This window comes from Streptomyces sp. NPDC092369, assembly GCF_044755245.1.
Classification (GTDB): Bacteria; Actinomycetota; Actinomycetes; order Streptomycetales; family Streptomycetaceae; genus Streptomyces.
The window spans coordinates 48,865-75,040 of sequence record NZ_JBIVQP010000005.1 but is presented as its reverse complement, the minus strand read 5'-3'; the positions used below and the strand labels follow the sequence as shown (position 1 = coordinate 75,040).

Here is a 26,176-nt window from a genome sequence, read left to right as displayed (position 1 = left end):
TTCTCAGCCCGTCCGCGTCCGTGTTTCTCAGCCGTCCGCATCCGTGCTCCTCAGCATCCGTGCTCCTCAGCCCGTCCGGCGTTCGAGGACGAACGAGGTTCCCCAGGCCGAAGCGGGGATCTGCGGGCGGCAGTCCCCAGAACAGACGCCCGCGTCAACACCCCGCACAACCCGGTTAGGCTGACCCCCGTGAAGGTCCTCGTCATCGGCAGCGGTGCCCGCGAACACGCCCTGTGCCGTTCTCTGTCCCTCGATCCCGACGTCACCGCGCTGCACTGCGCCCCCGGCAACGCCGGTATCGCCGAGGTCGCCGAGCTGCACGAGGTCGACGCGCTCGACGGCACGGCCGTAGCGGCGCTGGCCACGGCGCTGGAGGCCGACCTGGTGGTGGTGGGGCCGGAGGCTCCGCTGGTCGCCGGGGTCGCCGACGCCGTGCGCGAGGTGGGCATCCCGGTCTTCGGCCCCTCCGGGGAGGCCGCGCGAATCGAGGGTTCCAAGGCCTTCGCGAAGGACGTCATGGCGGGGGCCGAGGTCCCCACCGCTCGCTCGTACGTCTGTACGACGCCCGCGGAGGTCGACGAGGCCCTCGACGCGTTCGGTGCCCCGTACGTCGTCAAGGACGACGGGCTCGCGGCCGGCAAGGGCGTCGTCGTCACCGATGACATCGAGGTGGCCAGGGCGCACGCGAACTCCTGCGAGCGGGTCGTCATCGAGGAGTTCCTGGACGGCCCCGAGGTCTCCCTCTTCGCCATCACCGACGGCGAGACGGTCCTCCCGCTCCAGCCGGCCCAGGACTTCAAGCGCGCCCTGGACGGCGACGAGGGCCCGAACACCGGCGGCATGGGTGCGTACTCCCCGCTCCCGTGGGCGGACCCGAAGCTGGTGGACGAGATCCTGCAGACGGTTCTCCAGCCGACGGTCGACGAGATGCGCCGCCGCGGCACGCCCTTCTCGGGCCTGCTCTACGCCGGTCTCGCGATCACTTCGCGCGGAGTACGGGTCATCGAGTTCAACGCCCGCTTCGGCGACCCCGAGACCCAGGTCGTGCTGGCCCGCCTGCAGACCCCGCTGGCCGGCGTCCTGCTCGCCGCCGCGAGCGGCAACCTCGCCGACCTGCCGCCCCTGCGCTGGAGCGACTCCGCCGCGGTCACCGTGGTCATCGCCTCGCACAATTACCCCGCCACCCCGCGCACCGGCGACCCGATCACCGGCCTCGACGAGGTGGCCGCCGAGGACGCCCCGCACGCGTACGTGCTGCACGCCGGCACCCGGCACGACGGGGACGCCGTCGTCAGCGCCGGTGGCCGCGTCCTGTCCGTCACGGCCGCGGGCAAGGACCTCACCGAGGCCCGCGACCGCGCCTACCGGGCCGTATCCCGCATCCGCCTGGACGGCTCCCAGTACCGCACGGACATCGCGGCGAAGGCGGCGGGCGCGGACGCCTGACCGGCGGCTCGGCCGACCTGTCACCGCCCCGCCCCCCATTCACCCATATCCACTCAGTTCAGCCACCCCTCGGATGAACCCCTCGGGCCCCGGATCCGTCTTCGGATGCGGGGCCCAGCGCTGTCTGCCCATGTCCCAGAACCCCGTAAAACGGCCGCCCGTTTCTTAGAACTTGGGTCAGTAATCGAGGCCTGATCATCGCTGTCCGTCATCCACCTCTCCCCAAAGCCATTCCATCGAGTGACCGCTTCCCTATCCGGCTGACGGGGGCCGGGGCCCCAACTAGGGTGCGGCGCAAGCGTTCGGGCACTTGGCCCACCGGCATTGCGATGTCAGTGGCGGGTGCCACAGTGGGGGAGTGAGCAACGCCAGGACAGCGACGCTGTCAGGACAGCCAGGGAGGGGGTGAGGACCGACCGTGACCGGTACCGGTACGGGTATGGGAGTCGAGGTGGGCGCGCAGGCCGCGCGCTCCCGGGCCCTCGCTGTGCTGCGCATCCGCAGCCGCGCACTTGCCGTGGCCCTGCTGCCCGCGGCTGTCGCCGTGGTGCTGCTGGCCGGCGGTTCCACGGGCCACTTGGTGGGCCCGTTCTGGCACGCCGCCCGCTGGGCGGTGACGCCTGTCGCGGTGGTCGTCCTGCTCGCCGCCGGCGCCATCGGCCTGGTCGTCGCCCGCGCCCGCCCGGCCGTGACCCCGACGGTCGCGATCGCCGAGGAGTCGGCCCCGGACCTGTACCGGATGGTGCGCGACCTGGCCGACCGCCTGGACGTCCCGGCCCCGTCCGCGATAGCGCTCACCCCTGACTGCGACAGCTGGCTGGAGGACCGTACGCACCCGGCCCACGGCCCGCCCCCGGCCGAGGACCGCGACGAGATAGCGGGCGCCGGCGCCCCGCACCGCCGCAGCACGGCCGCGCCCGTCCTCGTCATCGGCTCCCCTTTCCTGTGGTGGATGCGCGTGGGCGAACTGCGCGCCGTCCTCGCCCCCGTGGTCGCCGGTACGGGACCGTCGGCGCAGCCGGACATAGCCGCGGCCCGCCGTTTCGTGCGGGGCCTGGACGCGGCGGTGGCCGTCGCCTCGACGCCCGGCCGCTGTCCGCTGACCCGTGCGGTGTGCGCGGGCGTGGGCTGGGTGGCGCGGGTGTTGCTGCGCAGTTGCCGGGAGCACGCGGCTTTGATGGAGCGGGGCGTCGCGACGGCCGCCGCCGAGCGTGCACAGGCTGTGGATTACGGGCTGCGGATCGTCGCGCAGGAGCAGGTGGGTCTCGCGTACGCGGGTTGGGACCGTCTCCTGACCCGGGTCGCGCTGCCCGCCTGGCGGATGGGCCGCTGGCCGTCCCGGCTGGACGCGGGCGTGGTCGCCGCGCTCACCGAGCTGTCCCGCCGCGACCGCCTGGCCGAGGGCTTCGCGTCCCGCCTGGGCGAGCGCCCCGCGTGCGACCTGCTGGAAGAGCCCGGCGCGATCGACGAGGCGACCTCCCTGCTCGCCGCCCGCCTCTTTCACGGCGGTCCCGCCGAACCGAGCCCCGACTGGTCCCCGGTGGATTGGCAGGAGTACCCGGACGAGGTCGTCGACCGCAAATGGCGCACCGACGCGGCCCGCCTCCACCGAGTCCTGGACACGATGGCCGCGACCCGCGCCACCACCCCGACACCCCCGTCCCCCAACGCCCCGACCCTGGCCCGAATCCTGGACCACCTGTCGACTCCGTCGGTTCAGCAGTTCCCGCCGGACCCCGCATCACCCCTGGGGTACGACCCCTCAGCCCTCGACAACACGCCTGACACCAAGCCGGCCGCCGCGCCCGACCCGACCGCCCCGTCCGGAACCGACGCCCCGCCCGAGCTCCCGAGCCCCGCGTCGACGATCACCAACAGCGAGAGCCCGGCGCCTCCAATCACCAAGATCGAAGAGCCCGCCGACGGCCAAGGGCAGGCCGTCCCGTCTGCCGACGGCCAAGGGCAGGCCGTCCCGTCTGCCGACGGCCAAGGGCAGGCCGTCCCGTCTGCCGACGGCCAAGTGCCGGCCCTCCCGTCTGCCGACGGCCAAGCGCCGGCCGTCCCGTCTGCCGACGGCCAAGGGCAGGCCGTCCCGTCTGCCGACGGCCAAGTGCCGGCCCTCCCGTCCGCCGACGGCCAAGCGCCGACCGTCCCGTCTGCCGACGACCAAGGGCAGGCCCCCTCGCCTGCTGACGGGCAACGTCCGGTCACCCTGCCCGCCGACGCCCGAGAGCGCATCGCCCCGCCCGCCGACGGCGAGCACGCCCCACAAGGGCCTCCCGCACTCGACGACGAAACCGTCATGGCTGGTACGGGGGGGAGCGAACAAGTCGATGGCGAAGCCGAGGCCGACGAGCCGCCGATCAACGAACGCGCCGCCACCCTCGCCGCCGCCCTCACCACCGAGCTCGCCCGAGAGGGCACCCGCACCACCACCAACCCGACCCGCCTCGACACCCCGCTCTGGGACGACGCCACGTTCCCCCTCTTCCCGCTTCAACCTCCCCGTACGGCCCGGGAGTTGCTCACCGACCACGTCACCGCGATGGTCTGCTGCGCCGCCATGGACACCGCAGGCGCCACCCCGGGCCTGGACTGGCTGGACGGCCCCACCCTCCTGGTCAACGGCGAACGCGCCACCGACCTGACCCCCCGGGTCCTCAGCCTCGTAGAAGAAGGCGACCCGGGCCCCCTGTACGCCTGGCTGATCGGATCCGGCATACGCCCCGAAAAGCCGGTCAGACTCGTCTGATCCGACCCGTCCGACCCGTCTGATCCGACCCGTCTGATCCTGCCCTTCGGGTCCCACCCCGGAGCCGGCCACCGGCCGTCGGAAACCAGCCCCGATCGCAGCTCCCACCCCAGCCCCCGCACCATCACCCCGCCAAACCAGGCGGAGCCCCCCGTTCCACTTTCGGCCAATTCGCAACGAGGTGTGACCGCCTGGGTGCGTAATGTGATGTGCTGGGACCGATCGCGCACATGGCAACCGCATACGCCACCTCAGGCCACCCACGGCCACCCACAACGGCCGACATCGACCGACATCGGCCGGCCCACGGCGGAGCAGACGCGCGAGGGAGGGGACCGACCATGGCACCGGAGCAGATCCGTCGCTGGGAGTCCGGCGCCCTGGCGCACGCCGTCAGCGACCCCTTCGGCCAGGGCCCCGTCCCCTGGCTGCGCGGTGCGGAGACGTACTTCGACGACACGGGACAGGTGGTCCCCTGGTACGTGGACCCGCCGGTACCGCCGGACCACACCACCACCCACCACAGCACCCACCACGCCTCCCACGACTCCACCCGCGATGCCACCCCCAGGGTCCCCGGCCCCAGGGCCACCGGATCCCGGACCACCGGATCCCCGCGAACCGCCGGAGGCCCCCGCTCGGCCGACGACGTCCGCCGTCAGATCAAGGGCTTCATCTCCACCGGCGCCGTCGCCCCCGGCGGGGCCGTCGACTTCCACGTCACGGTCGACCCGCCCCAGGAGTTCGGCGTCGACATCTACCGCATCGGCCACTACGGCGGTGACGGCGCCGCGAAGATCACCACCAGCCCCCGCCTCTCGGGCATCGTCCAGCCCCCGCCGCTCACCGCGGACCGCACGGTCTCCTGCCACCACTGGTGGCTGTCCTGGCGGCTGCAGATCCCGAGCTACTGGAGCATCGGCGCGTACGTCGCCGTACTGACCACCGCCGACGGCTACCGCTCGCACATCCCCTTCACCGTCCGCGACGACCACCCCGCCGACCTGCTCCTCCTGCTGCCCGACGTGACCTGGCAGGCGTACAACCTCTACCCGGAGGACGGCCGCACGGGCGCGAGTCTCTACCACGCGTGGGACGACGACGGCCGGCTGCTCGGTGAGTCCGACGCCGCCACGACCGTCTCCTTCGACCGCCCGTACGCGGGCGCCGGCCTCCCCCTCCACGTCGGCCACGCCTACGACTTCATCCGCTGGGCCGAGCGCTACGGCTACGACCTCGCCTACGCCGACGCCCGCGACCTGCACGCCGGCAAGGTGGACCCCACCCGCTACCGCGGCCTGGTCTTCCCGGGCCACGACGAGTACTGGTCGGCCACCATGCGCCGCACGGTGGAGACGGCCCGCGACCACGGCACGTCCCTCGTCTTCCTCTCCGCCAACACCATGTACTGGCAAGTGGAGTTGGGGCCGTCCCCGTCCGGCGTACCCGACCGGCTCCTCACCTGCCGCAAGCGCAGGGGCCCGGGCCGGCCCGTCCTGTGGCGCGAAGTCGACCGCCCCGAGCAGCAGTTGGTCGGCATCCAGTACGCGGGCCGGGTCCCCGAGCCGCAGCCCCTGATCGTCCGCAACGCCGACCACTGGCTGTGGGACGCGACCGGCGCGCACGAGGGCGACGAGATCGACGGCCTGGTCGCGGGCGAGGCCGACCGCTACTTCCCGCGCACCCCGCTCCCCGAGCACGACGACCGCATCCTGCTCGCCCACTCCCCGTACGCCGACGCCGAGGGCGCCCTCCGTCACCAGGAGACGTCCCTCTACCGTGCCCCCTCCGGCGCCCTCGTCTTCGCGTCCGGCACGTTCGCGTGGACCCCGTCCCTGGACCGCCCCGGTCATGTGGACACCCGGATCCAGCGCGCCACCGCGAACCTCCTGGACCGCATCTGCAAGCGCGACTGACTGCTGCCGTCACCCCCCCCGGTCCTGAGATGGCGCCCGATACGGGACAATCAAGCCAGTCGGCCCGCCCGTCGCCCACCACCACCCTGCCTGAGCCCTGCGGGCGCCCCTCTTCTTCAATCCACTGGAGGAACCCGTGTCCGGATTCGTAGAAAAGCCCGAGCCACTGCAGGTTCCGGGCCTGACGCACCTCCACACCGGCAAGGTGCGGGAGCTGTACCAGAACGAGGCGGGCGAGCTCGTGATGGTCGCCAGCGACCGCATGTCCGCGTTCGACTGGGTGCTGCCGACCGAGATCCCCGACAAGGGCCGTGTCCTCACCCAGCTCTCGCTCTGGTGGTTCGACCAGCTCGCCGACCTGATCCCCAACCACGTCCTCGGCACCGACCTCCCGCCCGGCGCCCCCGCCGAGTGGGCGGGCCGCACCCTCATCTGCAAGTCCCTGCGGATGGTCCCGGTCGAGTGCGTGGCCCGCGGCTACCTCACCGGCTCCGGCCTGCTGGAGTACAACGAGTCCCGCACGGTCTGCGGCCTAGCCCTCCCCGAGGGCCTGGTGGACGGCAGCGAACTCCCCGCCCCGATCTTCACCCCGGCCACCAAGGCCGCCGTGGGCGAGCACGACGAGAACGTGTCGTACGAGGAGGTCGCCCGCCAGGTCGGCGCCGACACCGCCGCGCAGCTGCGCCAGGCGACCCTCGCCATCTACTCCCGCGCCCGTGACATCGCCCGCGAGCGGGGCATCATCCTCGCGGACACCAAGTTCGAGTTCGGCTTCGAGGGCGAGACCCTGGTCGTCGCGGACGAGGTCCTCACCCCGGACTCCTCCCGGTTCTGGCCGACCGAGGAGTGGCAGCCGGGCCGAGCGCAGCCGTCGTACGACAAGCAGTTCGTGCGCGACTGGCTGACCGGCCCGGAGTCGGGCTGGGACCGCAAGAGCGAGCAGCCCCCGCCGCCGCTCCCGCAGCAGGTCGTGGACGCGACCCGCTCGAAGTACATCGAGGCGTACGAGCGCCTCACCGGCCTGAGCTGGAGCTAGCGGTACGAGAAAACCCCGGTCCGATGGACCGGGGTTCTCGCTGGAGCGGACGACCAGGTTCGAACTGGCGACCTCAACCTTGGCAAGGTTGCGCTCTACCAACTGAGCTACGTCCGCACTGCGCCCTGACGACTGTGCCGTGGCGCGAGAGCAACTATACCCAACCTCGCTCCCGTGCGAGACGCACCGCTGTATGCCGGTTCTCCGCCCCGAGTTTCGAGGCGGCCGACGACAGATAGTTCCGTACCGTCCCCTGGGACAGCGCGGCCCGTTCGGCGATCTCCGCGACGGGCGCCCCGTCGGCTGCGAGTTCCAGTACCTCGGCCTCGCGCGCGGTCAGCGGTGAGTCGCCGGAGGCGATGGCGTCGGCCGCCAACTCGGGGTCGACGTAACGGTTTCCGCCGTGCACCGTACGGATGATCTCCGCGAGCCGCTGCGCGCTCACCGTCTTCGGGACGAACCCCCGCACACCCGCTGCGAGCGCCCGCTTCAGGTGCCCGGGCCGGCCGTGGCTGGTGACGATCAGGACCTGGCAGCCGGGCAGTTCGGTCCGCAGGGATGTGGCGACCTTCACACCGTCCGCGCCGGGCATCTGAAGATCCAGGACGGCGACATCCGGCCGGTGCGCCCGCGCCATCGCCAGCGCCTCGGGCCCGCTCGCCGCCTCGGCGACGATCACCAGGTCGTCCTCCAGCGAGAGCAGCGCGGCGAGCGCGCCTCGGATCAGATGCTCGTCGTCGGCGAGCAGCAGCCGTACCGGAGTCATGGCCATGGGCGTCACGCGGTGACCTCGCTCACGTGCAGGGGCACTTCGGCCACCACCCGGAACACGTTCCCGTCGGCGGGCCCGGCGACGAGCGACCCGCCGACCGCCGCGAGCCGCTCCCGCAGCCCGGCGAGCCCCGACCCGATGCCTCCGTCAGTGACCGTTCGCCCGGCCAACCTCCCGCCGCCAGCCGGTCCCAAACCGCTTCCTCCACCGGCCTCCGGTCCCGAGCCGTTTCCTCCACCGGCCTCCGGTCCCGAGCCGTTTCCTCCACCGACCCCCGGTCCCGAGCCTCTCCTTCCGCCGGCCCACGCCCCTGAAGCGCCCCTCCCGTCAACTGCCATACCTCCCCCTCTTTCCCCTCCTTCCCCGTTCCTTCTGACGAGGGCCCTGTTCGACCCCCCGCCCCCGCCGGAGGCCTTCGCGCCGTCGTTCTCCACCGTGAGCACCACACGCCCCTCCGTCACCCGCAGCAGCACCTCGCACCGCCGGGCGTCCCCGTGCCGCAGCACGTTGGTCGTCGCCTCGCGGACCACCCACGCGAGCGCCGACTGCACCTCACCCGGCAGCCCGCCCGCCTCCCCGGTCACCGTGCAGGTGATCCCGGCCGCGCTCAACACGCCCTGCGCACCGGCGAGTTCGACATCCAGGTCGGCCTCTCGATAGCCCCGCACGACCGCCCGTACCTCCCGTTGCGACTCCTGCGCGATCCGCTGCACCTCGGTCATCTCGTCCACGGCCTCGGGCCGTCCGCGCCGGGCGAGCTGCACGGCGAGTTCGCTCTTGAGCGCGATCACGGCGAGGTTGCGCCCCATCACGTCGTGGATGTCCCGCCCGAACCGCAGCCGTTCCTCGGCGACGGCGAGCCGGGCGCGGGTCTCGCGGGCCGCGTCGAGTTCGTAGACGGCGTTCATGAGCCAGACGGAGAAGACCGCGGAGAAGGCGAGGAACCCGGCGCCGACGAGCACGCCCAGCGCGGTGACCAGGGCGCCGGGCGCGGGGACCCCCAGCGGCAGCGAGAGGAGACCCGCACCGACCGTGAAACCGCACACGATCAGGCAGACGCGCCGCCGGTCCGCCACACCGAGCGCGATCACCCCGGCGCCGGCGATCAGCATGATGGCGAAGATCGCGTTGCCCGTGCCCTCGGCGCCGTCGCCTTCCGGGCCCAGGTCCGCGATCAGCATGGCCGCGACCGCGGTCACCGCACTGAGGGCGGCCAGCGCCCACAGCAGTCGCACGGGCTGCGGGTTCCGTCCCCGGGTCCAGTCCAGCGCCCGGGACACGGTCACCGTGGACAGCGCGGCATGCGCCGTGACCAGGCTCAGCACCACCGCGCCGAGCCCGGCCCCCAGCGTGCCGAAGGCCGGCAGCCCCACCGCCACGAACTCGCTCACCCCGATGGTGTGGAACGACCAACGCGTGTACGTCTCGACCTTCGCCGGCGTGCTCTTGCGCCGCCACCAGCCGCCCGTCCGCCGGACCACCGTCGGGCCCGTCACCGCGCCACCCATCTCCACGCGCCCCCGTAGGTCACCGCCGCGGCTCCCACCGGAACCACCGGCGTACAGCAAACACCGCGAGCACGGTCCAGGCCAGCGCGGTCGCCGTCGTGCCCAGCGCCTCGTACCCGCTCAGCTCACCGGTGAAGCCGCCGCGGACCAGCCGGATCACGGGGGAGAGCGGCAGATACGCGCACACGTCCGCCACCCGGCCCGGCAGGGCCTCCAGGGGGATCGCGATGCCCGAAGCGAGCATGGAGAGGAACAGCAGCGGCAACGCGGTGACCTGCGCGCTCTCCACGGTCCGCGTGTAGGTCGCGGTGAGCGCGGCCAGCGCCGCGCACAGCACCAGGCCGAGCAGCAGCCCCAGGACGGTGAGATACGGCGCCTTGGGCGCCCCCGTGTCGAAGAGCACCACGCAGGCGACGACGAGGAGGAGGGACTGGGCGAGACCGAGGCACACGGCCGGCAGCCCGGTGCCGACGAGGATCTCGGCGTCACCGACCTCGCCGGTGCGCAGCCGCTTGAGGACGAGCTCCTCGCGGCGGGCCACGTAGGCGCTGACCAGGGACGAGTAGACGGCGAACAGGAGGGAGAAGCCGACGGCGGCCGTGAGCAGCACCGTGCCGACGCTCAGTCCCTCGGCCTTGAGGTCCATCTGGTCGAGCGTGGGCCGCACGCTGAACGGCAGCGCGAGCGGCACCAGCAGCGCCGTGACCACCGCACTGCGATTGCGCCCGAGCAGCGTCAGCTCGGCCCGCGCCAGCGCCTGCATCCGCCGCCGCCGGGCGGGACTGAGAGCGAGGGTACTCATGCCGCCACCTCTTCCTTGTCCTTCTCACGCGCGATCCCCAGGAACGCCTCCTCCAGCGACGCCGACCGCACATCGAGGTTCCGCAGCTCGACCCCGGCCCGCTCGGCCCACACCAGCAGCCCGGTGGCCGCCCGCTGCAGTTCCCTCGTCCGCAGCCGTACGACCCTGCCGTCCACCTCGTGACCGGTCACCCCGAGTTCGCCGAGCGGTGGCAGGTCGCCCAGGAAGTAGCCGTCCGGCAGCCGGAAGGAGATCCGGGAGGGCTGGGCGGCGGTCACCTCGGCCGGGGTCCCGGTCGCCGCGATCCGCCCCTCGCGCATGATCGCGATCCGGTCGGCGAGGTCCTCGGCCTCCTCCAGGTAGTGCGTGGTGAGCAGCACGGTCGTGCCGCCGTCGCGCAGCGCGCGCACCAACTCCCAGGTGTCCCGGCGCCCTTCGGCGTCCAGGCCGGTCGTCGGCTCGTCCAGGAACAGCACCTCGGGCCGGCCGAGCACCGCGAGCGCCAGGTCGAGGCGGCGCCGTTCACCGCCGGACAGCTGCTTCACCCGTACGTCGGCCCGCCGGTGCAGACCGACCAGTTCCAGCGCCTCCTGCGGCGGCCGGGCCCGGCTCACGCACCCCGCCCACATCCGGGCGGTCTCTTCGACGGTCAGCTCGGACGGGAAGCCGCCCTCCTGGAGCATCACGCCGGTGAAGGGCCGCACGGCGGAGCGCTCCTCGTAAGGGTCGTGCCCCAGCACCCGCACCGATCCCGCGGCGGGCTCGGCGAGGCCCTCCAGCACCTCGACCGTCGACGTCTTGCCGGCGCCGTTGGTCCCGAGCAGTGCGAAGACCTCGCCCCGGTCCACATGGAAGGAGACTCCGCGTACGGCCTCGAACCCGCCCCCGTAGACACGTCGCAGGTCAGTGACCTCAATCACGTGTTCGTGTTCGTCGTTATCCATGCCTCAAGCGTCCCGGCGATCGGGAGGAGAGGGCAGTGCGTGCTGTCATCGCCGCGTATGACAAATGTCAGAAGAAACCGCGGCGATGGACAGGCCGGAGACACGACGAAGGCCCCGGTCGATGACCGGGGCCTTCGTGAAGTGAGCGGACGACCAGGTTCGAACTGGCGACCTCAACCTTGGCAAGGTTGCGCTCTACCAACTGAGCTACGTCCGCACTGCCTCCGACCGGCTCCCACCGATCGGCGCGGGCATCAGCCTACCTGATCCACCGGAGCGGACAGGACGGCGATGCAGAGCGGGTGACAGGAATTGCACACTGCGCCTTCCCCCTGGAAGGGGGATGTTCTGCTACTGAACTACACCCGCGTGTACCTCGTGGGTTCGGCCTGTCGGCCTCGCCCCTCGGCGTGCTCCGAACTCTAGCTGACCATCAGGGGTGCAGCGCAAGTCGGGTCTCCCGAGGGGCGGATGACCCGTCGTCGAACGCGGCGGTTCACTCGCGGCAGCTCACTGTGCCGCGCTGAACGCCTCGTAGACCTTCTTGGGGATCCGGCCGCGTGCGGGCACGTCCATCTTGTTCGCCTGCGCCCAGGCGCGGACGGCCGCCGGGTCGGGGGCCACCTCCGTCTGCCGGTACGCCTTGCCCGACTTCGAGCGCTTGCGGCCCGCGTCCACGTAGGGCTCGAGCGCCTTACGCAGTTTCTTGGCATTGGATTCATTCAGGTCGATCTCGTACGACTTGCCATCCAGTCCGAAGGCGATCGTTTCCGCCGCTTCCGAGCCGTCGATGTCGTCAAAGAGAGTGACCACGACCTTCTGCGCCACGAATATCGGTCCCTTCGTACGGCACGTTGCCAATTCATTTGTACAGTGCTCAGCAATGCAATGTGAAGCTTGACTAAATCCTCCCGCGCGTCCTGAGCGCAATAGGTATCGGGTGTCGATCTGGGATCTTTCCTGGATCTTTTCGTGAACGGGTGTCGGCGCGCCGGGCCGTGACGGCCATCACGTAGCTTCCTCCAACGCTACCCGCGTAGAAATTTTGTGCGGGTAGTCTGAAGCCACCTGTCGAAGACCCGCAGGAACCTGCTCAGCACCACAACACCGGGAGTGCCAGTGGCACGCGTCGTAGTCGACGTCATGCTCAAGCCGGAGATCCTCGACCCCCAGGGCCAGGCGGTCCAGCGTGCCCTGCCGCGCCTGGGTTTCGAAGACATCTCCGATGTACGTCAGGGAAAGCGATTCGAACTGGAAGTTGACGGACCGGTCGACGAGGCCGTGCTCGCCCGCATCCACGATCTTGCGGAATCCTTCCTCGCCAACACGGTGATCGAGGACTTCACGGTCAAGGTCGAAGAAGTGGCGGAGGCCGCGAAGTGACCGCTCGTATTGGCGTCGTCACTTTCCCGGGAAGTCTCGACGACCGTGACACCCAGCGCGCGATCCGCCTCGCGGGTGCCGAACCGGTCGCTCTGTGGCACAAGGACAAGGACCTTCACCAGGTCGACGCGGTTGTCCTTCCCGGCGGTTTCTCCTACGGCGACTATCTGCGCGCCGGAGCCATCTCCCGGTTCTCGCCGGTGATGGAGACGGTCATCGAGCAGGCGAAGTCGGGACTCCCGGTCCTGGGCATCTGCAACGGTTTCCAGATCCTCACCGAGGCCCATCTCCTCCCGGGCGCGATGCTCGGCAACAACCACCTCCACTTCATCTGCCGCGACCAGAAGCTGCGGGTGGAGAACGCGGGCACCGCCTGGACCAGCGACTACGCGTCCGGCCAGGAGATCCACATCCCGCTGAAGAACATGGACGGCCGGTACGTCGCCGACGAGCGCACGCTGGACGAGCTGGAGGCCGAGGGGCGGGTCGTCTTCCGCTACGTCGACTTCAACCCCAACGGTTCGCTCCGCGACATCGCCGGCATCACGAACGCCGCCGGGAACGTCGTAGGCCTCATGCCGCACCCGGAGCACGCCGTCGAGCCGCTCATCGGCTCCGGCCGCACCGACGGCCTGCCCTTCTTCACCTCGATCCTCAAGAAGCTGGTCAACGCATGAGCAGGACGCCTCTGGACACGGTCGAGCACGCGGCCGAGACCCCCGACGTCGAGCTGCCCTGGGCCGAACTGGGCCTGAAGAAGGACGAGTACGAGCGGGTCGTGGAGATCCTCGGCCGCCGGCCCACCGGCGCCGAGCTCGCCATGTACTCGGTCATGTGGTCCGAGCACTGCTCGTACAAGTCCTCCAAGGTCCACCTCCGCCAGTTCGGCGAGAAGGCCCCGCAGTCCGACGCGCTGCTCGTCGGCATCGGCGAGAACGCCGGTGTCGTCGACGTCGGCCAGGGTTACGCGGTCACCTTCAAGGTCGAGTCGCACAACCACCCCTCGTACGTGGAGCCCTACCAGGGCGCGGCCACGGGCGTCGGCGGCATCGTCCGCGACATCATCGCGATGGGCGCGCGGCCGGTGGCGGTCGTGGACCCGCTGCGGTTCGGTGCGGCGGACCACCCCGACACCAAGCGGGTGCTGCCCGGTGTCGTCGCCGGCATCGGCGGCTACGGCAACTGCCTCGGTCTGCCGAACATCGGCGGCGAGGTCGTCTTCGACGCCTGCTACCAGGGCAACCCGCTGGTCAACGCCGGTGCCATCGGCGTGATGCGGCACGAGGACATCCACCTCGCGAAGGCGTCCGGCGCGGGCAACAAGGTCATCCTGTACGGCGCCAGGACCGGCGGCGACGGTATCGGCGGCGCCTCGATCCTCGCGTCCGAGACCTTCGACGACGCCAAGCCCTCCAAGCGCCCCGCCGTCCAGGTCGGCGACCCCTTCCAGGAGAAGCTCCTCATCGAGTGCACCCTGGAGGCCTTCAAGGAGAAGCTGGTCGTCGGCATCCAGGACCTCGGCGCGGCCGGACTGTCCTGCGCCACGAGCGAGTTGGCGTCCAACGGCTCCGGCGGCATGACGGTCACCCTGGACGACGTACCGCTGCGCGACTCCACGCTCTCGCCCGAGGAGATCCTCATGAGCGAGTCGCAGGAGCGCATGTGCGCGGTCGTCGAGCCGGCGAAGGTCGAGCGCTTCCTGGAGATCTGCGAGAAGTGGGACGTCATCGCCACCGTCATCGGTGAGGTGACCGACGGCGACCGGCTGGAGATCTTCTGGCACGGCGGCAAGATCGTCGACGTCGACCCGCGGACCGTGGCCCACGACGGCCCGGTCTACGAGCGCCCGTACGCCCGCCCCGAGTGGCAGGACGCGCTCCAGGCGGACGATGCCAACAAGCTTGCCCGGCCCGGGACTTCGGAGGAACTGAAGTCGCAGGTCCTGCAGCTGGTCGCGTCTCCCAACCAGGCCTCCAAGAAGTGGATCACGTCCCAGTACGACCACTTCGTGCAGGGCAACACGGTGCTGGCCCAGCCCGAGGACTCGGGCATGATCCGCATCGACGAGGAGACCGGGCTCGGGGTCGCCATCGCGACGGACGGCAACGGCCGCTACGCGAAGCTGGACCCGTACGCGGGCGCCCAGTTGGCGCTGTCCGAGGCGTACCGGAACGTGGCGACGACCGGCGCGAAGCCCCTCGCGGTCTCCGACTGCCTGAACTTCGGTTCGCCCGAGGACCCGGCGGTGATGTGGCAGTTCGCGGAGGCGATCCGTGGACTGGCCGACGCCTGCCAGCAGTTGGGCACGCCGGTCACGGGCGGCAACGTCTCCCTCTACAACCAGACGGGCGAGGCGGCCATCCACCCGACCCCGGTGGTCGCGGTGCTGGGCGTCATCGACGATGTCGCGCGGCGCACGCCGGTCGCCTTCCAGGAGGAGGGCCAGCTGCTCTACCTCCTCGGCGACACGCGTGCGGAGTTCGGCGGTTCGGCCTGGTCGCAGGTCGTCCACGACCACCTCGGCGGGCTGCCCCCGAAGGTCGACCTGGAGCGGGAGCGGCTGCTGGCCGAGATCCTGATCTCCGCGTCCCGCGACGGCATGATCGACTCGGCGCACGACCTGTCCGACGGCGGTCTGATCCAGGCCGTGGTCGAGTCGGCGCTGCTCGGTGAGAAGGGCGCGCGGCTGATCGTCCCGGACGGACTCGACGCGTTCACGTTCCTCTTCTCGGAGTCGGCGGGGCGCGCGGTCGTCGCGATCCCGCGCTCGGAGGAACTGCGCTTCAACGACATGTGCGGCGCGCGGGGCCTCCCCGCCACCCGCATCGGTGTCGTCGACGGTGACGCGGTCGACGTCCAGGGCGAGTTCGCGCTCTCCCTTGCGGAGCTCCGCGAGGCGCACGAGGCGACGATCCCGGCGCTGCTGGCGTAGTACGTCAGGTGGACGAAGGCGTTCGTGGAACGGTCCCGGTGACCGTTCCACGAACGCTTTCTCATGCCCCCTGCGCGTCGCGGCCGAAGGCGTTGATCAGCTCCTGGCCGATGGCTTCGTTGGTGGCCACGGCCGCGGCCGCCGCCGCGGCGCTACGAGGGAACAGCGCGTCCTCGTACGAGGTGAGCGCGGCCTCGATGTCGCCGCGGTGCGCGGCGATGGCCAGGCCGAGTTCGGCACCGTCCTGCATGGCCAGGTTGGCGCCCTCGCCGTCCGGCGGCGCGAGGTGGGCGGCGTCACCGAGCAGGGTCACTCCCGGTATCCGCTCCCAACTGTGCCCGATAGGCAGCGAGTTGAGGGGCCGCAGGACCGGGGCGGTGTCGCTGTCGGTGATCAGGGCGGTGATCTCGGGGGCCCAGCCCTCGAACTCCGCGGCGATCCGGGCGGTGGCCGCGGCGGAGTCGGTGAAGTCGATGCCGGCGAACCACTCCTGCGGCTCGGCCAGCGTCACATAGGCGTGCAGCGTCCCGCCGCTCTCCCGGTGCGCCGCGATCCACTTCCCGCTCGTGCCCGTGTCCGGGGCGAGCACGAACAGCGATCCGCCGCCGACGGTCTTCGCGGCGGCGGGGTGCCGGGTCTCGGCGTCGTACAGGTAGGTCTCGACGAACGACCGGCCGACATACTCGGGAGTGGCGTCGGACAGCAGCGGCCGCACCCGCGACCAGGCGCCGTCCGCGCCGACGAGCAGGCTCGTGACGAGGACGTCGCCGTCGGCGAAGGTGACCTCGTGGCGGCCGTCGTCGAGGGTGCGGGTGCCGCTGACCTTGTGGCCCCAGCGGACGGTGCCGGCCGGGAGCGAGTCGAGCAGGATCTGCCGCAACTCGCCGCGCTGCACTTCGGGACGGCCCCCGTTGCCGTCGTCGGGCTCGTCCATCAGGACGGTTCCGTCCCGGTCGAGCACGCGGGTCGCCTGGCGGCCCTCCAGGATGATCGCCCGGAACTCGTCCATCAAGTCGGCCGCCTTCAGAGCGAGTTGGCCGTTGTAGTCGTGGATGTCGAGCATCCCGCCCTGCAGCCGGGCCTTCGGTGAGGCCTCCGCCTCGTAGACCGTGGCAGGGATGCCGTGCACGTGCAGGACGCGGGCGAGGGTCAGTCCGCCGAGTCCGGCGCCGATGATCGTGACGTGAGTGGTCATGACGACTCCTTGCGTGTCGTGCGTGTCGCGGGCCTGCCGGACGGTCGCCCGGCGGGTACTCCGGAACGGTTCCAGCGCGCACCGACAGTCCGCCGACGCGCGACCTGCACGGCCGACAACCCCCCGACGGCTGTCCGACACGGCCGACACCCGACCGACACCGCTGTTGCGCGGGAGGCGCGGCGCTCGCATCATCCCTGGATGGACGACACCCCGATCACCTCGCCAACTGCCCTCCTTTCCTTGCGCGTTGCCGCTCGGGAGGCGGGCTTCACCAGGTCGTGCGAGGAGCGGACCGGCAGTCTGCTGGCCGTGCTCGCGGCGGCCCGGCCGGCGGGCCGCGTGCTCGAACTCGGCACCGGAGTCGGCGAAGGCACCGCCTGGCTCCTGAGCGGGATGGACGCGGCCTCTCGGCTGGTCACCGTCGAACTCGACGACACCGTCCAGGCGATCGCCCGCGCGGAGCTCGGGGCGGACCCGAGAGTGACCTTCGTGACGGCGGACGCGGGCGCATGGCTGGAGGAGTACGACGGCGAGCCCTTCGACCTGGTGTTCGCGGACACCTGGCCCGGCAAGTTCACCCACCTCGAACGGGCCCTGGACCTGGTGGCGCCCGGCGGGACCTATCTGATCGACGACCTGCTCCCACAGCCTGACTGGCCGCAGGCCCACAAGGACGCCGTGAAGCGCCTGGTGGGCGAAGTGGAGGGACGCCCGGATCTCCGGTCCGTGCGCCTGGCCTGGTCGAGCGGTCTGGTCATGGCGGTGCGCGGGGAGAGGGGACCGAAAACGCCGTGAGCCGTCCCGCCCCGACGATTAGGCTCACCGCCATGCCCACGGCCAAGAAGCGCGCGCGTACGTACGACCCCGTCAAGACCCGCATCGCGGTGTTCGCCCAGTTCGGGAACGTACGTCAGGCCGTGAGGACACTCACCCCCGAGCAGCTCGCGCTCCCCACCCGGCTCGGCGAATGGACCGTACGGGAGCTGGTCGCGCACATCGGCATGGCGGTCACCGCCGTCCACCGCTCCCTGGAGCGGCCGGCACCGCCGGCGCAGGACACCGTGCTCCTCGACTGGCCCTTCGCCACCGCGGCCAACTCCGCCGCCATCGACGACTTCACACGGACGCTCGCCGAGCGGCACCCCGACCTCGACGCCTATCTCGCCGACATCGAGCGGACTCTCACCGGCCACCTCGACACCCACCCCGGCACCCGGCTGCTGGAGACCAACGCGGGCGCCATGCCCCTCGCCGACTACCTGGTCACCCGTACCGTCGAACTGGTCGTCCACACCGACGACCTGAACGCGGCCGTTCCCGGTCTGGACATCCCGTTCGACCGCCAGGCCCTCGCCGCCTGCACCCGGCTGCTCGCCGATGCCCTGGCCGTGAAGGCCCCCGGCGCGACGACGGAGGTGCGCATCCCGCCGTACGCCGTCGTGCAGTGCGTCGAGGGGCCCCGGCACACCCGCGGCACCCCGCCGAACGTCGTCGAGACCGACCCCCTGACCTGGCTCCGGCTCGCGACCGGGCGGACACGGTGGAAGGACGCTGTGGCGGAGGCGAAGGTCAGCGCGAGCGGCGAGCGGTCGGATCTGGGCGGCCTGCTGCCGATCATGGGGTGAGGCGGCCACAGGCAGCCCGCGATCATGAGGTGAAGCGACTCAGGCATCCCGCAGGGAACCCGTCCCGCGTCCCTCCCGTCCCATCCCCATGGACACACAGCGATTCACCCTCGCCGTCCTGACCATCCTCCCGCTCGTCGTGGCGTGCGGCAGCGAGAAGGCGACCGGAGGCAGCGGCTCGGTCGACGCCGAGCGGCCCGTCACCGGTGTGGACTGGCGGGTCCAGGACATCACCGCGGACGGTACGACCAAGAAGGCGCAGGGCAAGCCGCACCTCTCCTTCGACGCCAAGAGCGGCAAGGTCGGCGGCCGGCTCGGCTGCAACGCCGTCAACGCGACGGCCACCGTACGCGCCGGACACATCACGCTCGGCCGCTCCTCCACCACCCGAATGATGTGCGACGCCTCACTCATGGGCACCGAACGCTCGCTGCTGGACCTCTTCGACGGCCGAGTCGGCTACCGAGTCGATCACGACACCCTCACGCTGACCAGCGAAAACGGCACGAGCGTCCGAGCCGTCGCTGCCGAGTGATCCACTACCGGCGAGTAACCCCAATTCGGACCAGTGGTCGATCTCGCCTACACTCGGTGCCGTGCCACGTGGTGACGGTCGACTCAGTCATGATCTGCTCCCCGGCGAGAAAGGACCCCAGGACGCTTGCGGCGTCTTCGGAGTCTGGGCTCCCGGTGAAGAGGTCGCCAAGCTCACTTACTTCGGGCTCTACGCCCTACAGCATCGAGGCCAGGAATCCGCGGGAATCGCGGTCAGCAACGGCTCACAGATCCTCGTCTTCAAGGACATGGGGCTCGTTTCCCAGGTCTTCGACGAGACCTCGCTCGGTTCGCTCCAGGGTCATATCGCGGTCGGTCACGCCCGCTACTCGACCACCGGCGCCTCCGTGTGGGAGAACGCCCAGCCGACGTTCCGTGCCACCGCGCACGGCTCCATCGCGCTCGGCCACAACGGCAACCTGGTCAACACCGCGCAGCTCGCGGAGATGGTCGCCGACTTGCCCAAGCAGGAGGGCCGCACCCCGCGCGTCGCGGCGACCAACGACACCGACCTGCTGACGGCGCTGCTCGCCGCCCAGTCGGACGAGGACGGCAGGCCGCTGACCATCGAGGAGGCCGCCCACACGGTCCTCCCCAAGGTGCGCGGCGCCTTCTCCCTCGTCTTCATGGACGAGCACACCCTCTACGCGGCCCGCGACCCGCAGGGCATCCGCCCCCTGGTCCTGGGCCGGCTGGAGCGCGGCTGGGTCGTCGCCTCCGAGTCCGCCGCCCTCGACATCTGCGGTGCCGCCTATGTCCGCGAGATCGAGCCGGGCGAGTTCGTCGCCATCGACGAGAACGGCCTGCGCACCTCGCGATTCGCGGAAGCGAAGCCCAAGGGCTGCATCTTCGAGTACGTGTATCTGGCCCGCCCCGACACCGACATCGCCGGCCGCAACGTCTACCTCTCCCGCGTGGAGATGGGCCGCAAGCTCGCGAAGGAAGCCCCGGTCGAGGCCGACCTGGTCATAGCGACACCGGAGTCCGGCACCCCCGCCGCCATCGGCTACGCGGAGGCGTCCGGCATCCCCTTCGGCGCGGGTCTCGTGAAGAACGCGTACGTGGGCCGTACGTTCATCCAGCCCTCGCAGACCATTCGGCAGCTCGGCATCCGCCTGAAGCTGAATCCGCTGAAGGAAGTCATCAAGGGCAAGCGCCTGGTCGTCGTCGACGACTCCATCGTGCGCGGCAACACCCAGCGCGCCCTGGTGCGCATGCTCCGCGAGGCCGGCGCGGCCGAGGTCCACATCCGGATCTCCTCCCCGCCCGTGAAGTGGCCCTGCTTCTTCGGCATCGACTTCGCCACGCGCGCGGAGCTGATCGCCAACGGCATGACCATCGACGAGATCGGCACCTCGCTCGGCGCCGACTCCCTGGCGTACATCTCCATCGACGGCATGATCGAGGCGACCACCATCGCCAAGCCGAACCTCTGCCGCGCCTGCTTCGACGGCGAGTACCCGATGGAGCTCCCGGACCCCGAACTGCTGGGCAAGCAGCTCCTGGAGACCGAACTGGCCGCCGGTCCGGCAGCCACGGCCGCGGCCGACGCGATCCGTCGCCCGTAGACCGCCCGTCAGACCCGCAGTACGACACGAAGGTTCTCACCGTCATGCCTGAGACAACCGGTGCCAGCTCCGCAGCCGCTTCCTACAAGACAGCGGGCGTCGACATCGACGCGGGCGACCGCGCCGTAGAACTCATGAAGGAGTGGGTCAAGAAGACCCAGCGCCCCGAGGTCCTCGGCGGCCTCGGCGGTTTCGCCGGCCTCTTCGACGCCTCCGCCCTGAAGAACTACGAGCGTCCCCTGCTCGCCTCCGCGACCGACGGCGTCGGCACCAAGGTCGACATCGCCCGGCAGCTGGGCGTCTACGACACCATCGGCCACGACCTGGTCGCGATGGTCATGGACGACATCGTGGTGTGCGGCGCCGAGCCGCTGTTCATGACCGACTACATCTGCGTCGGCAAGGTCCACCCCGAGCGGGTCGCCGCCATCGTCAAGGGCATCGCGGAGGGCTGCGTGCTCGCCGGCTGCGCCCTGGTGGGCGGCGAGACGGCCGAACACCCGGGACTGCTCGGCGAGGACGACTTCGACGTCGCCGGCGCCGGTACGGGCGTGGTGGAGGCCGACCGGCTGCTGGGCCCCGATCGCATCCGTACGGGTGACACGGTGATCGCCATGGCGTCCTCCGGTCTTCACTCGAACGGGTACTCGCTGGTCCGGCATGTCCTGCTGAACCAGGCGGGCCTGTCCCTGGACGCGCGGATCGACGAGCTCGGCCGCACGCTCGGCGAGGAGCTCCTGGAGCCCACCAAGATCTACTCGCTGGACTGCCTGGCGCTGACGAGCACCGCCGAGGTGCACGCCTTCTCGCACGTCACCGGCGGCGGCCTCGCCGCGAACCTCGCCCGCGTCGTCCCCGACGGCCTGCACGCCGTCGTGGACCGCGCCACCTGGACCCCGGACCCGATCTTCGACCTGGTCGGCAGGACCGGTCAGGTCGAGCGCCTGGAGCTGGAGAAGACCCTCAACATGGGCGTGGGCATGATCGCCATCGTCCCCGAGGAGTCCACGGACGTGGCCCTGGCGACCCTGGCGGACCGCGGCGTCGAGGCATGGGTGACCGGCGAGATCACCGAACGCGGCGACCACGCGACGGGCGCGGCGCTCATCGGCGACTACGCGAGCTGAAGCTCACCAAGCAGCGCAAAACCCGGTCCGGCGGGGGTAACCGCATGGACCGGGTCAAGCAACGCTGGATAGTCAAGCGCCGCGGCGTTGAGACGTAGGACCGGACTCGTCGTCCTCGTCCTCGTCGTCGTTATAGAGATCCGCGTACTGGGAGTACGGGTCGTCTTCGTCGTCCTCTTCTTCGAACGGCTCGCTGTTAGGCGGCTGGTTCGAAGTCGAAGCGCCCAGCTCGTTGGCCAGACGCGACAGATCAGTCCCGCCGCTGTTGTACTTCAGCTGGCGGGCGACCTTCGTCTGCTTGGCCTTGGCCCGGCCGCGCCCCATGGCTCGACCCCCTCGGTGACGGGGCTCGACGGCCCCAGAGTCTTGACACGCGTTCATGATCTGGAACGGACTCTCCGTGGAGAGACCGGTCCGTAGGGCTTCCACGGTACCTGAGCCCGCGCCCATACGGTACGTCGCCCGCACGACGGGCCCGGGTCCACCCCCTGCGAGGCGCCCCGTCCCCGCTGGTCAACCGCAATTTTAACCACTTCTTCGCGGGCGACCCGCCGACGGACGTGAGAGTTCTCTCCAACTGCCCGCCGACGGGTACCGGCCAAACCTCAGCGGGCCCTTTCCAGGGCCGCCTCGTGCATCCGCTGCTCGGCGATCCGGTCGGCCGCCGCGGCCGGCGGAATCCCGTCCTCCTTCGCACGTGCGAATATAGCCAGCGTGGTGTCGAAGATCTTCGCGGCCTTCGCCTTGCACCGCTCGAAGTCGAACCCGTGCAGCTCGTCGGCGACCTGGATCACCCCGCCCGCGTTCACCACGTAGTCCGGCGCGTAGAGGATCCCGCGGTCGGCGAGGTCCTTCTCGACGCCCGGGTGCTCCAGCTGGTTGTTGGCGGCGCCGCACACGACCGAGGCGGTCAGCACCGGCACGGATTCGTCGCTGAGGGCCCCGCCGAGCGCGCAGGGCGCGTAGACGTCCAGCCCCTCCACCCGGATCAGCGCCTCGGTGTCGGCGACCGCGCTCACACCGGCCGGGTGCGCGTCGAGGATGCGCCGTACGGCCTCCTCGCGCACGTCCGTGACGACGACCTCGGCGCCCTCCGCGAGCAGGTGCGCCACCAGGTGGTGGCCGACCTTGCCGACACCCGCGATGCCGACCCTGCGGCCGCGCAGCGAGGGGTCGCCCCACAGGTGCTGGGCGCTGGCCCGCATGCCCTGGTAGACGCCGAACGCGGTCAGTACGGAGGAGTCGCCGGCGCCGCCGTTCTCGGGTGAACGCCCGGTCGTCCAGCGGCACTCGCGGGCGACGACGTCCATGTCGGCGACGTACGTACCGACATCGCACGCGGTGACGTACCGGCCGCCGAGCGAGGCCACCATGCGGCCGTAGGCGAGCAGCAGGTCCTCGGTCTTGTCGCGGTCCGGATCGCCGATGATCACGGCCTTGCCGCCGCCGTGGTCGAGACCGGCCATGGCGTTCTTGTACGACATCCCGCGGGCGAGGTTCAGCGCGTCGGCGACGGCTTCCTGCTCGCTCGCGTACGGGTAGAAGCGCGTACCGCCGAGCGCGGGGCCGAGGGCGGTGCTGTGGATGGCGATCACGGCCTTGAGGCCGGAGGCGCGGTCCTGGCAGAGCACGACCTGCTCGTGACCGCCCTGGTCCGTGTGGAACAGGGTGTGCAGTGCGTCAGCAGGTGCGCCGGTTACATCGGTCACTGTAGTGACTCCTGGGTAAGTAGCGGCGGTTGGAGACGAGCTCCCATGGGTGGCGGGGGCTGTGAGACGAGATTAGGGCCTGTCTTTCGGATCATGTCGGCGTCGCGGGGTCTGGCACGCACATCTGCGGCGTTGTCGTCGGTTGTCGACGCTCCGCGTCGCCGCCCTCCTCCGCCTTGCAGCTGCACGCACCAGACCCCGCTCGGGTCGGCCAAGAGGCACCGAGCCTCACAGCCGACCTGATCCGAAAGACAGACCCTAGGGCCTTGGGGTGTCCGGCCACCGCGCAGTGCTCAGGATCACGTACTCATGTGATGCGTCCGTGCGACGATTTGGATAGATTTCCCGCCCGTTTGTGAGCGGGTTCCGCAGGTTTTCCCGTTGGTGGGCGGGGGATGGAGCAGGCGTGCCCAAGGTGTCCTCGGTGATCGTCCCGTATGCGACGTATCTGCGCGTGTACGAACCGCTGGCCGCCTTCCCGGAGCCGGAGCGCACCCACTGGGCACGCTACGCCCGCCGCCCGGACCGCCCCTCCTACCAGGACGAGCTGCGCCGCTCCCTGGCCGACCTGCTGCCCACCCCGCCCATCCCGGTGCCGGTGCACGAGAGCAGTGACGCCTTCGTGCTGGATGCCGACGGTGTGGTCTGCGTGTGCCCCTGGCGCACCCGGCTGCGCGGCTGGCAGGCCCTCCAGGAGCTGCCCGAGGAACTGCCGGCGCCGGTCCTTGAGGCGGTCCTGCCGGAGGTCGTACGACGCCAGGCGACCCAGGACTACGAGCGCTGGCTGCTGCGCAACCCGGACGCCCGCCCGTGGATCCTCACCGCGACCTGGCAGGTGCCGCTGCACTGGTTCGTGCTCGTCTCCGACGAGGAGCGGCGCTTCGACAAGGGCTCCGGCGAGATCCCGCCCGCGCTGCGCTACCGCACGCCGATGGTGCAGGCCCGCCGGCGCGTGGCGCGGGCCCTGCGGACGCTGCGGGACACCCTCGACGAGGGGCCGCTGATGGACGGTCTGCTGGATGTCGGGCGCTGGCTGGAGGAGTTCCATCCGCGCTCGCTGGTGGAGCTGGACTACGGCGGGCTCGTGCACACCCTGCCGCCCGGCGAGCTGGAGGACGACCACTCGGCGGCGGACGTCGCCGAGGGGATCGAGGCCCTGCGGCACGGCGACGGGGCGGCCGCGGGAGCGGCGTACGCACGCCTCGTGGACCGCTGGCGGTCGGTCAGGGACCGGCGCTCCGCGAACTGACGTTTGACGAATCGCCCGTTTTGGGGTTTCGTCCTGACACCGGCTCGTGCATTCGTGCGAGTCGCCCTTGCTTCTTGATGTCGCGTCCACATGGGACGTAGGTCCCGATCCGGGCTTATGTGTCAACAACGAGTCAACAAGGGGCAAGCGTGACGGACCGCACGTACGCGGCCCTTGCGTCCCTTACCCCTCCTCATGCCAAAATAGGACAAGGAGTCCGGGGAGGACTCCGCTCGCATTGCACGCTTTGGGGGGTCTGATGACTCCTGATCGCCCTGTGACTGATCGTCACAGTGGCGTGACTGTCCGCTATGGCATGGTCCATCGGCTTCCGTCGCTGATGGATACCTGGAGGGGCAATTCCATCGGTTTGGCCTACGTGGTTGGACAGATGGTGTAGTTGTAGTGCCGAGGACAAGCCGTTCGTCCTATAACCGACTCGACTCGCGTCCGCCATTTCGGGCAACGCGGGTCAAGGTGCAGAATTTAGAGGAAAGAACCGAGAAGGTTCGGTTCTCCCGAGGAGGCCGCTCATGACCGCTCGCACCCCTGATGCCGAGCCGCTGCTGACCCCGGCTGAGGTCGCCACGATGTTCCGTGTTGACCCCAAGACGGTCACGCGGTGGGCGAAGGCCGGCAAGCTCACGTCGATCCGTACGCTCGGCGGGCACCGCCGCTACCGCGAGGCGGAGGTCCGTGCTCTGCTCGCGGGCATCCCGCAGCAGCGCAGCGAGGCCTGAACAACTGAATAACCGGGCAAACCGGCAGGTCCCCCAACTTGTCGATACGTCCGATCACTAGCTCTAAACGACGCGGGTTCTGCCCCAACGGAGCCCACGCCCAAGCCCCTCCGGGCTTTCCCATTACGTGACAAGGGTGCGTCGTCGATCGCGCTGGACTCCGCCGGGTCCAGCGCGATCTTTTTTGTGCGCGTGCGGTGGATGAGTTGGGTGGGTCCGGTGGGGCTGTGAGCGACCTTGTCGGAGTCTGGTCGGAGTCTGAGAAGGGGCCCTGACGGGAGGCCGAGGGAGGGGCCGATGACTGGTGCAATTGCACATATAAAATTGACCAGTTGTAGGACAGGGGTAAATTCCTCGGTTTCAGAAACTCATGCAGTGACTCCCGTCACATGCCAGAGTCCTTGTTACTCCGCGCGCGGGTGCGCTATTGGCGTCTCACGCACTGGCGGGACTCTCGTCCTCGACGACCTCGTCGGCCACCGCGCGGGCCGGCGGGGCGGAGTCCAACTCCTGCCGCAGCAGGCGATGACAGATCGGACAGTGGCGCATGAGATGCCGGTAGGACGTGGCAGCCGCCAGGTGCGCGCGGAGTAACGCCCGCGTCTCATGCCTGACCGAAGCCGCCATACGCCACCTCCAGGGGCCGCACGGGCCGCACGCGAACGTGCCCTGGTCCCTGGGTACCGAGCGAATGTGACGCCGTCAAGACGCCATGAGGCGTTGAGGGACTCTTGAGGGGTCTGAACCGGAAGTGTCGATCCGGCATGGCTCCCTGAACGCGAAGAAGCCCGGATCCGAAGACCCGGGCTTCTTCATACTGCGGTCCTGACGGGATTTGAACCCGCGGCCTCCACCTTGACAGGGTGGCGAGCACTCCAAACTGCTCCACAGGACCAGGTTTCGCAGTGCGATTG

General features: G+C 70.4%; 23 protein-coding genes and 4 tRNA genes. 14 read left to right on the top strand and 13 right to left on the bottom strand.

Annotation, left to right across the window (positions count from 1 at the left end):
• Positions 1–189: 189 nt before the first annotated feature.
• The 4 genes from purD to ACIQI8_RS28560 all read left to right on the top strand — a co-directional run bounded on the left by purD (position 190) and on the right by ACIQI8_RS28560 (position 7,150).
• Entirely contained in the window at positions 190–1,446 is a 1,257-nt protein-coding gene (gene purD, locus ACIQI8_RS28575; RefSeq protein WP_402356190.1) for a phosphoribosylamine--glycine ligase, read from the top strand.
• 439 nt (positions 1,447–1,885) lie between these two features.
• On the top strand, positions 1,886–4,198 hold the full coding sequence (locus tag ACIQI8_RS28570; protein ID WP_402357892.1) for a hypothetical protein: 2,313 nt from the start codon (positions 1,886–1,888) through the stop codon (positions 4,196–4,198).
• A gap of 341 nt (positions 4,199–4,539) precedes the next feature.
• Entirely contained in the window at positions 4,540–6,114 is a 1,575-nt protein-coding gene (locus ACIQI8_RS28565) for a N,N-dimethylformamidase beta subunit family domain-containing protein (RefSeq protein WP_402356187.1), read from the top strand.
• 136 nt (positions 6,115–6,250) lie between these two features.
• Positions 6,251–7,150 carry a phosphoribosylaminoimidazolesuccinocarboxamide synthase gene (locus ACIQI8_RS28560; protein WP_402356184.1) on the top strand — a complete coding sequence of 300 codons (900 nt, stop codon included), beginning with the start codon at positions 6,251–6,253 and terminating at the stop codon, positions 7,148–7,150.
• Between the two features lie 41 nt (positions 7,151–7,191).
• On the opposite strand, the gene ACIQI8_RS28555 is transcribed toward ACIQI8_RS28560, so the two are convergent.
• The 8 genes from ACIQI8_RS28555 to ACIQI8_RS28520 form a co-directional block, all read right to left on the bottom strand.
• Positions 7,192–7,267, bottom strand: a tRNA-Gly gene (locus ACIQI8_RS28555).
• 37 nt (positions 7,268–7,304) lie between these two features.
• Positions 7,305–7,916, bottom strand: a complete 612-nt coding sequence (locus ACIQI8_RS28550) for a response regulator (protein ID WP_402357889.1) — start codon at positions 7,914–7,916, stop codon at positions 7,305–7,307.
• An 11-nt stretch (positions 7,917–7,927) separates the two neighbouring features.
• A complete protein-coding gene (locus ACIQI8_RS28545; RefSeq protein ID WP_402357886.1) occupies positions 7,928–9,430 on the bottom strand; it encodes a sensor histidine kinase in 1,503 nt (500 codons plus the stop codon).
• 19 nt (positions 9,431–9,449) lie between these two features.
• The gene (locus ACIQI8_RS28540; RefSeq protein WP_402356181.1) at positions 9,450–10,232 is read right to left on the bottom strand and encodes an ABC transporter permease; all 783 of its coding nucleotides are present in this window, start codon (positions 10,230–10,232) and stop codon (positions 9,450–9,452) included.
• On the bottom strand, positions 10,229–11,176 hold the full coding sequence (locus ACIQI8_RS28535) for an ABC transporter ATP-binding protein (protein WP_402356178.1): 948 nt from the start codon (positions 11,174–11,176) through the stop codon (positions 10,229–10,231). The genes ACIQI8_RS28540 and ACIQI8_RS28535 overlap by 4 nt, the downstream gene beginning before the upstream one ends.
• A 144-nt stretch (positions 11,177–11,320) precedes the next feature.
• Positions 11,321–11,393, bottom strand: a tRNA-Gly gene (locus ACIQI8_RS28530).
• 80 nt (positions 11,394–11,473) lie between these two features.
• Positions 11,474–11,545 (bottom strand) — tRNA-Gly (locus ACIQI8_RS28525).
• Positions 11,546–11,686: 141 nt separating this feature from the next.
• The gene (locus tag ACIQI8_RS28520; protein ID WP_402356175.1) at positions 11,687–12,004 is read right to left on the bottom strand and encodes an Lsr2 family protein; all 318 of its coding nucleotides are present in this window, start codon (positions 12,002–12,004) and stop codon (positions 11,687–11,689) included.
• Positions 12,005–12,295: 291 nt separating this feature from the next.
• On the opposite strand from ACIQI8_RS28520, the gene purS reads away from it, so the two are divergent.
• Genes purS through purL form a run of 3 tightly spaced genes read left to right on the top strand, consistent with a single transcriptional unit; the run spans position 12,296 to position 15,491 of the window.
• Positions 12,296–12,559 carry a phosphoribosylformylglycinamidine synthase subunit PurS gene (gene purS / locus ACIQI8_RS28515; RefSeq protein WP_123999135.1) on the top strand — a complete coding sequence of 88 codons (264 nt, stop codon included), beginning with the start codon at positions 12,296–12,298 and terminating at the stop codon, positions 12,557–12,559.
• Complete coding sequence (gene purQ / locus ACIQI8_RS28510) at positions 12,556–13,236, top strand: phosphoribosylformylglycinamidine synthase subunit PurQ (protein WP_280876191.1); 681 nt, start codon at positions 12,556–12,558, stop codon at positions 13,234–13,236. The genes purS and purQ overlap by 4 nt, the downstream gene beginning before the upstream one ends.
• The gene (purL, locus tag ACIQI8_RS28505; RefSeq protein WP_402356171.1) at positions 13,233–15,491 is read left to right on the top strand and encodes a phosphoribosylformylglycinamidine synthase subunit PurL; all 2,259 of its coding nucleotides are present in this window, start codon (positions 13,233–13,235) and stop codon (positions 15,489–15,491) included. The genes purQ and purL overlap by 4 nt, the downstream gene beginning before the upstream one ends.
• Positions 15,492–15,552: 61 nt before the next feature.
• Here the strand turns inward: purL and ACIQI8_RS28500 are convergent, their stop codons facing one another.
• A complete protein-coding gene (locus ACIQI8_RS28500) occupies positions 15,553–16,686 on the bottom strand; it encodes an FAD-dependent oxidoreductase (protein WP_402356168.1) in 1,134 nt (377 codons plus the stop codon).
• Positions 16,687–16,887: 201 nt separating this feature from the next.
• On the opposite strand from ACIQI8_RS28500, the gene ACIQI8_RS28495 reads away from it, so the two are divergent.
• From ACIQI8_RS28495 to purM, 5 genes are all read left to right on the top strand, one after another.
• Positions 16,888–17,484, top strand: a complete 597-nt coding sequence (locus ACIQI8_RS28495; protein WP_402356165.1) for an O-methyltransferase — start codon at positions 16,888–16,890, stop codon at positions 17,482–17,484.
• Positions 17,485–17,516: 32 nt separating this feature from the next.
• A complete protein-coding gene (locus tag ACIQI8_RS28490; RefSeq protein ID WP_402356162.1) occupies positions 17,517–18,314 on the top strand; it encodes a sterol carrier family protein in 798 nt (265 codons plus the stop codon).
• An 88-nt stretch (positions 18,315–18,402) separates the two neighbouring features.
• Positions 18,403–18,849 carry an META domain-containing protein gene (locus ACIQI8_RS28485; protein ID WP_402356159.1) on the top strand — a complete coding sequence of 149 codons (447 nt, stop codon included), beginning with the start codon at positions 18,403–18,405 and terminating at the stop codon, positions 18,847–18,849.
• A gap of 61 nt (positions 18,850–18,910) precedes the next feature.
• On the top strand, positions 18,911–20,437 hold the full coding sequence (gene purF / locus ACIQI8_RS28480) for an amidophosphoribosyltransferase (RefSeq protein ID WP_402356157.1): 1,527 nt from the start codon (positions 18,911–18,913) through the stop codon (positions 20,435–20,437).
• A gap of 44 nt (positions 20,438–20,481) precedes the next feature.
• Complete coding sequence (gene purM, locus ACIQI8_RS28475) at positions 20,482–21,564, top strand: phosphoribosylformylglycinamidine cyclo-ligase (protein ID WP_402356154.1); 1,083 nt, start codon at positions 20,482–20,484, stop codon at positions 21,562–21,564.
• A gap of 72 nt (positions 21,565–21,636) precedes the next feature.
• Here the strand turns inward: purM and ACIQI8_RS28470 are convergent, their stop codons facing one another.
• A complete protein-coding gene (locus tag ACIQI8_RS28470) occupies positions 21,637–21,888 on the bottom strand; it encodes a DUF3073 domain-containing protein (protein ID WP_402356152.1) in 252 nt (83 codons plus the stop codon).
• Positions 21,889–22,169: 281 nt separating this feature from the next.
• The gene (locus ACIQI8_RS28465; RefSeq protein WP_402356149.1) at positions 22,170–23,273 is read right to left on the bottom strand and encodes a Leu/Phe/Val dehydrogenase; all 1,104 of its coding nucleotides are present in this window, start codon (positions 23,271–23,273) and stop codon (positions 22,170–22,172) included.
• A gap of 406 nt (positions 23,274–23,679) precedes the next feature.
• Between ACIQI8_RS28465 and ACIQI8_RS28460 the strand changes: the two genes are divergently transcribed.
• Positions 23,680–24,522: a hypothetical protein gene (locus ACIQI8_RS28460; protein WP_402356146.1), complete on the top strand. Its 843-nt coding sequence runs from the start codon at positions 23,680–23,682 to the stop codon at positions 24,520–24,522.
• A gap of 533 nt (positions 24,523–25,055) precedes the next feature.
• Positions 25,056–25,262 carry a developmental transcriptional regulator BldC gene (bldC, locus tag ACIQI8_RS28455; protein ID WP_003949541.1) on the top strand — a complete coding sequence of 69 codons (207 nt, stop codon included), beginning with the start codon at positions 25,056–25,058 and terminating at the stop codon, positions 25,260–25,262.
• Positions 25,263–25,697: 435 nt separating this feature from the next.
• On the opposite strand, the gene ACIQI8_RS28450 is transcribed toward bldC, so the two are convergent.
• Together ACIQI8_RS28450 and ACIQI8_RS28445 are read right to left on the bottom strand one after the other, a co-directional pair.
• A complete protein-coding gene (locus tag ACIQI8_RS28450) occupies positions 25,698–25,889 on the bottom strand; it encodes a DUF6274 family protein (protein ID WP_402356143.1) in 192 nt (63 codons plus the stop codon).
• Positions 25,890–26,082: 193 nt separating this feature from the next.
• Positions 26,083–26,157, bottom strand: a tRNA-Asp gene (locus ACIQI8_RS28445).
• Between the last annotated feature and the right edge of the window lie 19 nt (positions 26,158–26,176).

Excerpts from the sequence above, each read along its gene's own strand:
- ACIQI8_RS28570 (WP_402357892.1), top strand. The coding sequence starts at position 1,886 with ATGGGAGTCGAGGTGGGCGCGCAGGCCGCGCGCTCCCGGGCCCTCGCT.
- ACIQI8_RS28565 (WP_402356187.1), top strand. The coding sequence starts at position 4,540 with ATGGCACCGGAGCAGATCCGTCGCTGGGAGTCCGGCGCCCTGGCGCAC.
- ACIQI8_RS28550 (WP_402357889.1), bottom strand. The coding sequence starts at position 7,916 with ATGACTCCGGTACGGCTGCTGCTCGCCGACGACGAGCATCTGATCCGA.
- ACIQI8_RS28545 (WP_402357886.1), bottom strand. The coding sequence starts at position 9,430 with ATGGGTGGCGCGGTGACGGGCCCGACGGTGGTCCGGCGGACGGGCGGC.
- ACIQI8_RS28540 (WP_402356181.1), bottom strand. The coding sequence starts at position 10,232 with ATGAGTACCCTCGCTCTCAGTCCCGCCCGGCGGCGGCGGATGCAGGCG.
- ACIQI8_RS28535 (WP_402356178.1), bottom strand. The coding sequence starts at position 11,176 with ATGGATAACGACGAACACGAACACGTGATTGAGGTCACTGACCTGCGA.
- purL (WP_402356171.1), top strand. The coding sequence starts at position 13,233 with ATGAGCAGGACGCCTCTGGACACGGTCGAGCACGCGGCCGAGACCCCC.
- ACIQI8_RS28500 (WP_402356168.1), bottom strand. The coding sequence starts at position 16,686 with ATGACCACTCACGTCACGATCATCGGCGCCGGACTCGGCGGACTGACC.
- ACIQI8_RS28495 (WP_402356165.1), top strand. The coding sequence starts at position 16,888 with ATGGACGACACCCCGATCACCTCGCCAACTGCCCTCCTTTCCTTGCGC.
- ACIQI8_RS28490 (WP_402356162.1), top strand. The coding sequence starts at position 17,517 with ATGCCCACGGCCAAGAAGCGCGCGCGTACGTACGACCCCGTCAAGACC.
- ACIQI8_RS28485 (WP_402356159.1), top strand. The coding sequence starts at position 18,403 with ATGGACACACAGCGATTCACCCTCGCCGTCCTGACCATCCTCCCGCTC.
- purM (WP_402356154.1), top strand. The coding sequence starts at position 20,482 with ATGCCTGAGACAACCGGTGCCAGCTCCGCAGCCGCTTCCTACAAGACA.
- ACIQI8_RS28470 (WP_402356152.1), bottom strand. The coding sequence starts at position 21,888 with ATGGGGCGCGGCCGGGCCAAGGCCAAGCAGACGAAGGTCGCCCGCCAG.
- bldC (WP_003949541.1), top strand. The coding sequence starts at position 25,056 with ATGACCGCTCGCACCCCTGATGCCGAGCCGCTGCTGACCCCGGCTGAG.
- ACIQI8_RS28450 (WP_402356143.1), bottom strand. The coding sequence starts at position 25,889 with ATGGCGGCTTCGGTCAGGCATGAGACGCGGGCGTTACTCCGCGCGCAC.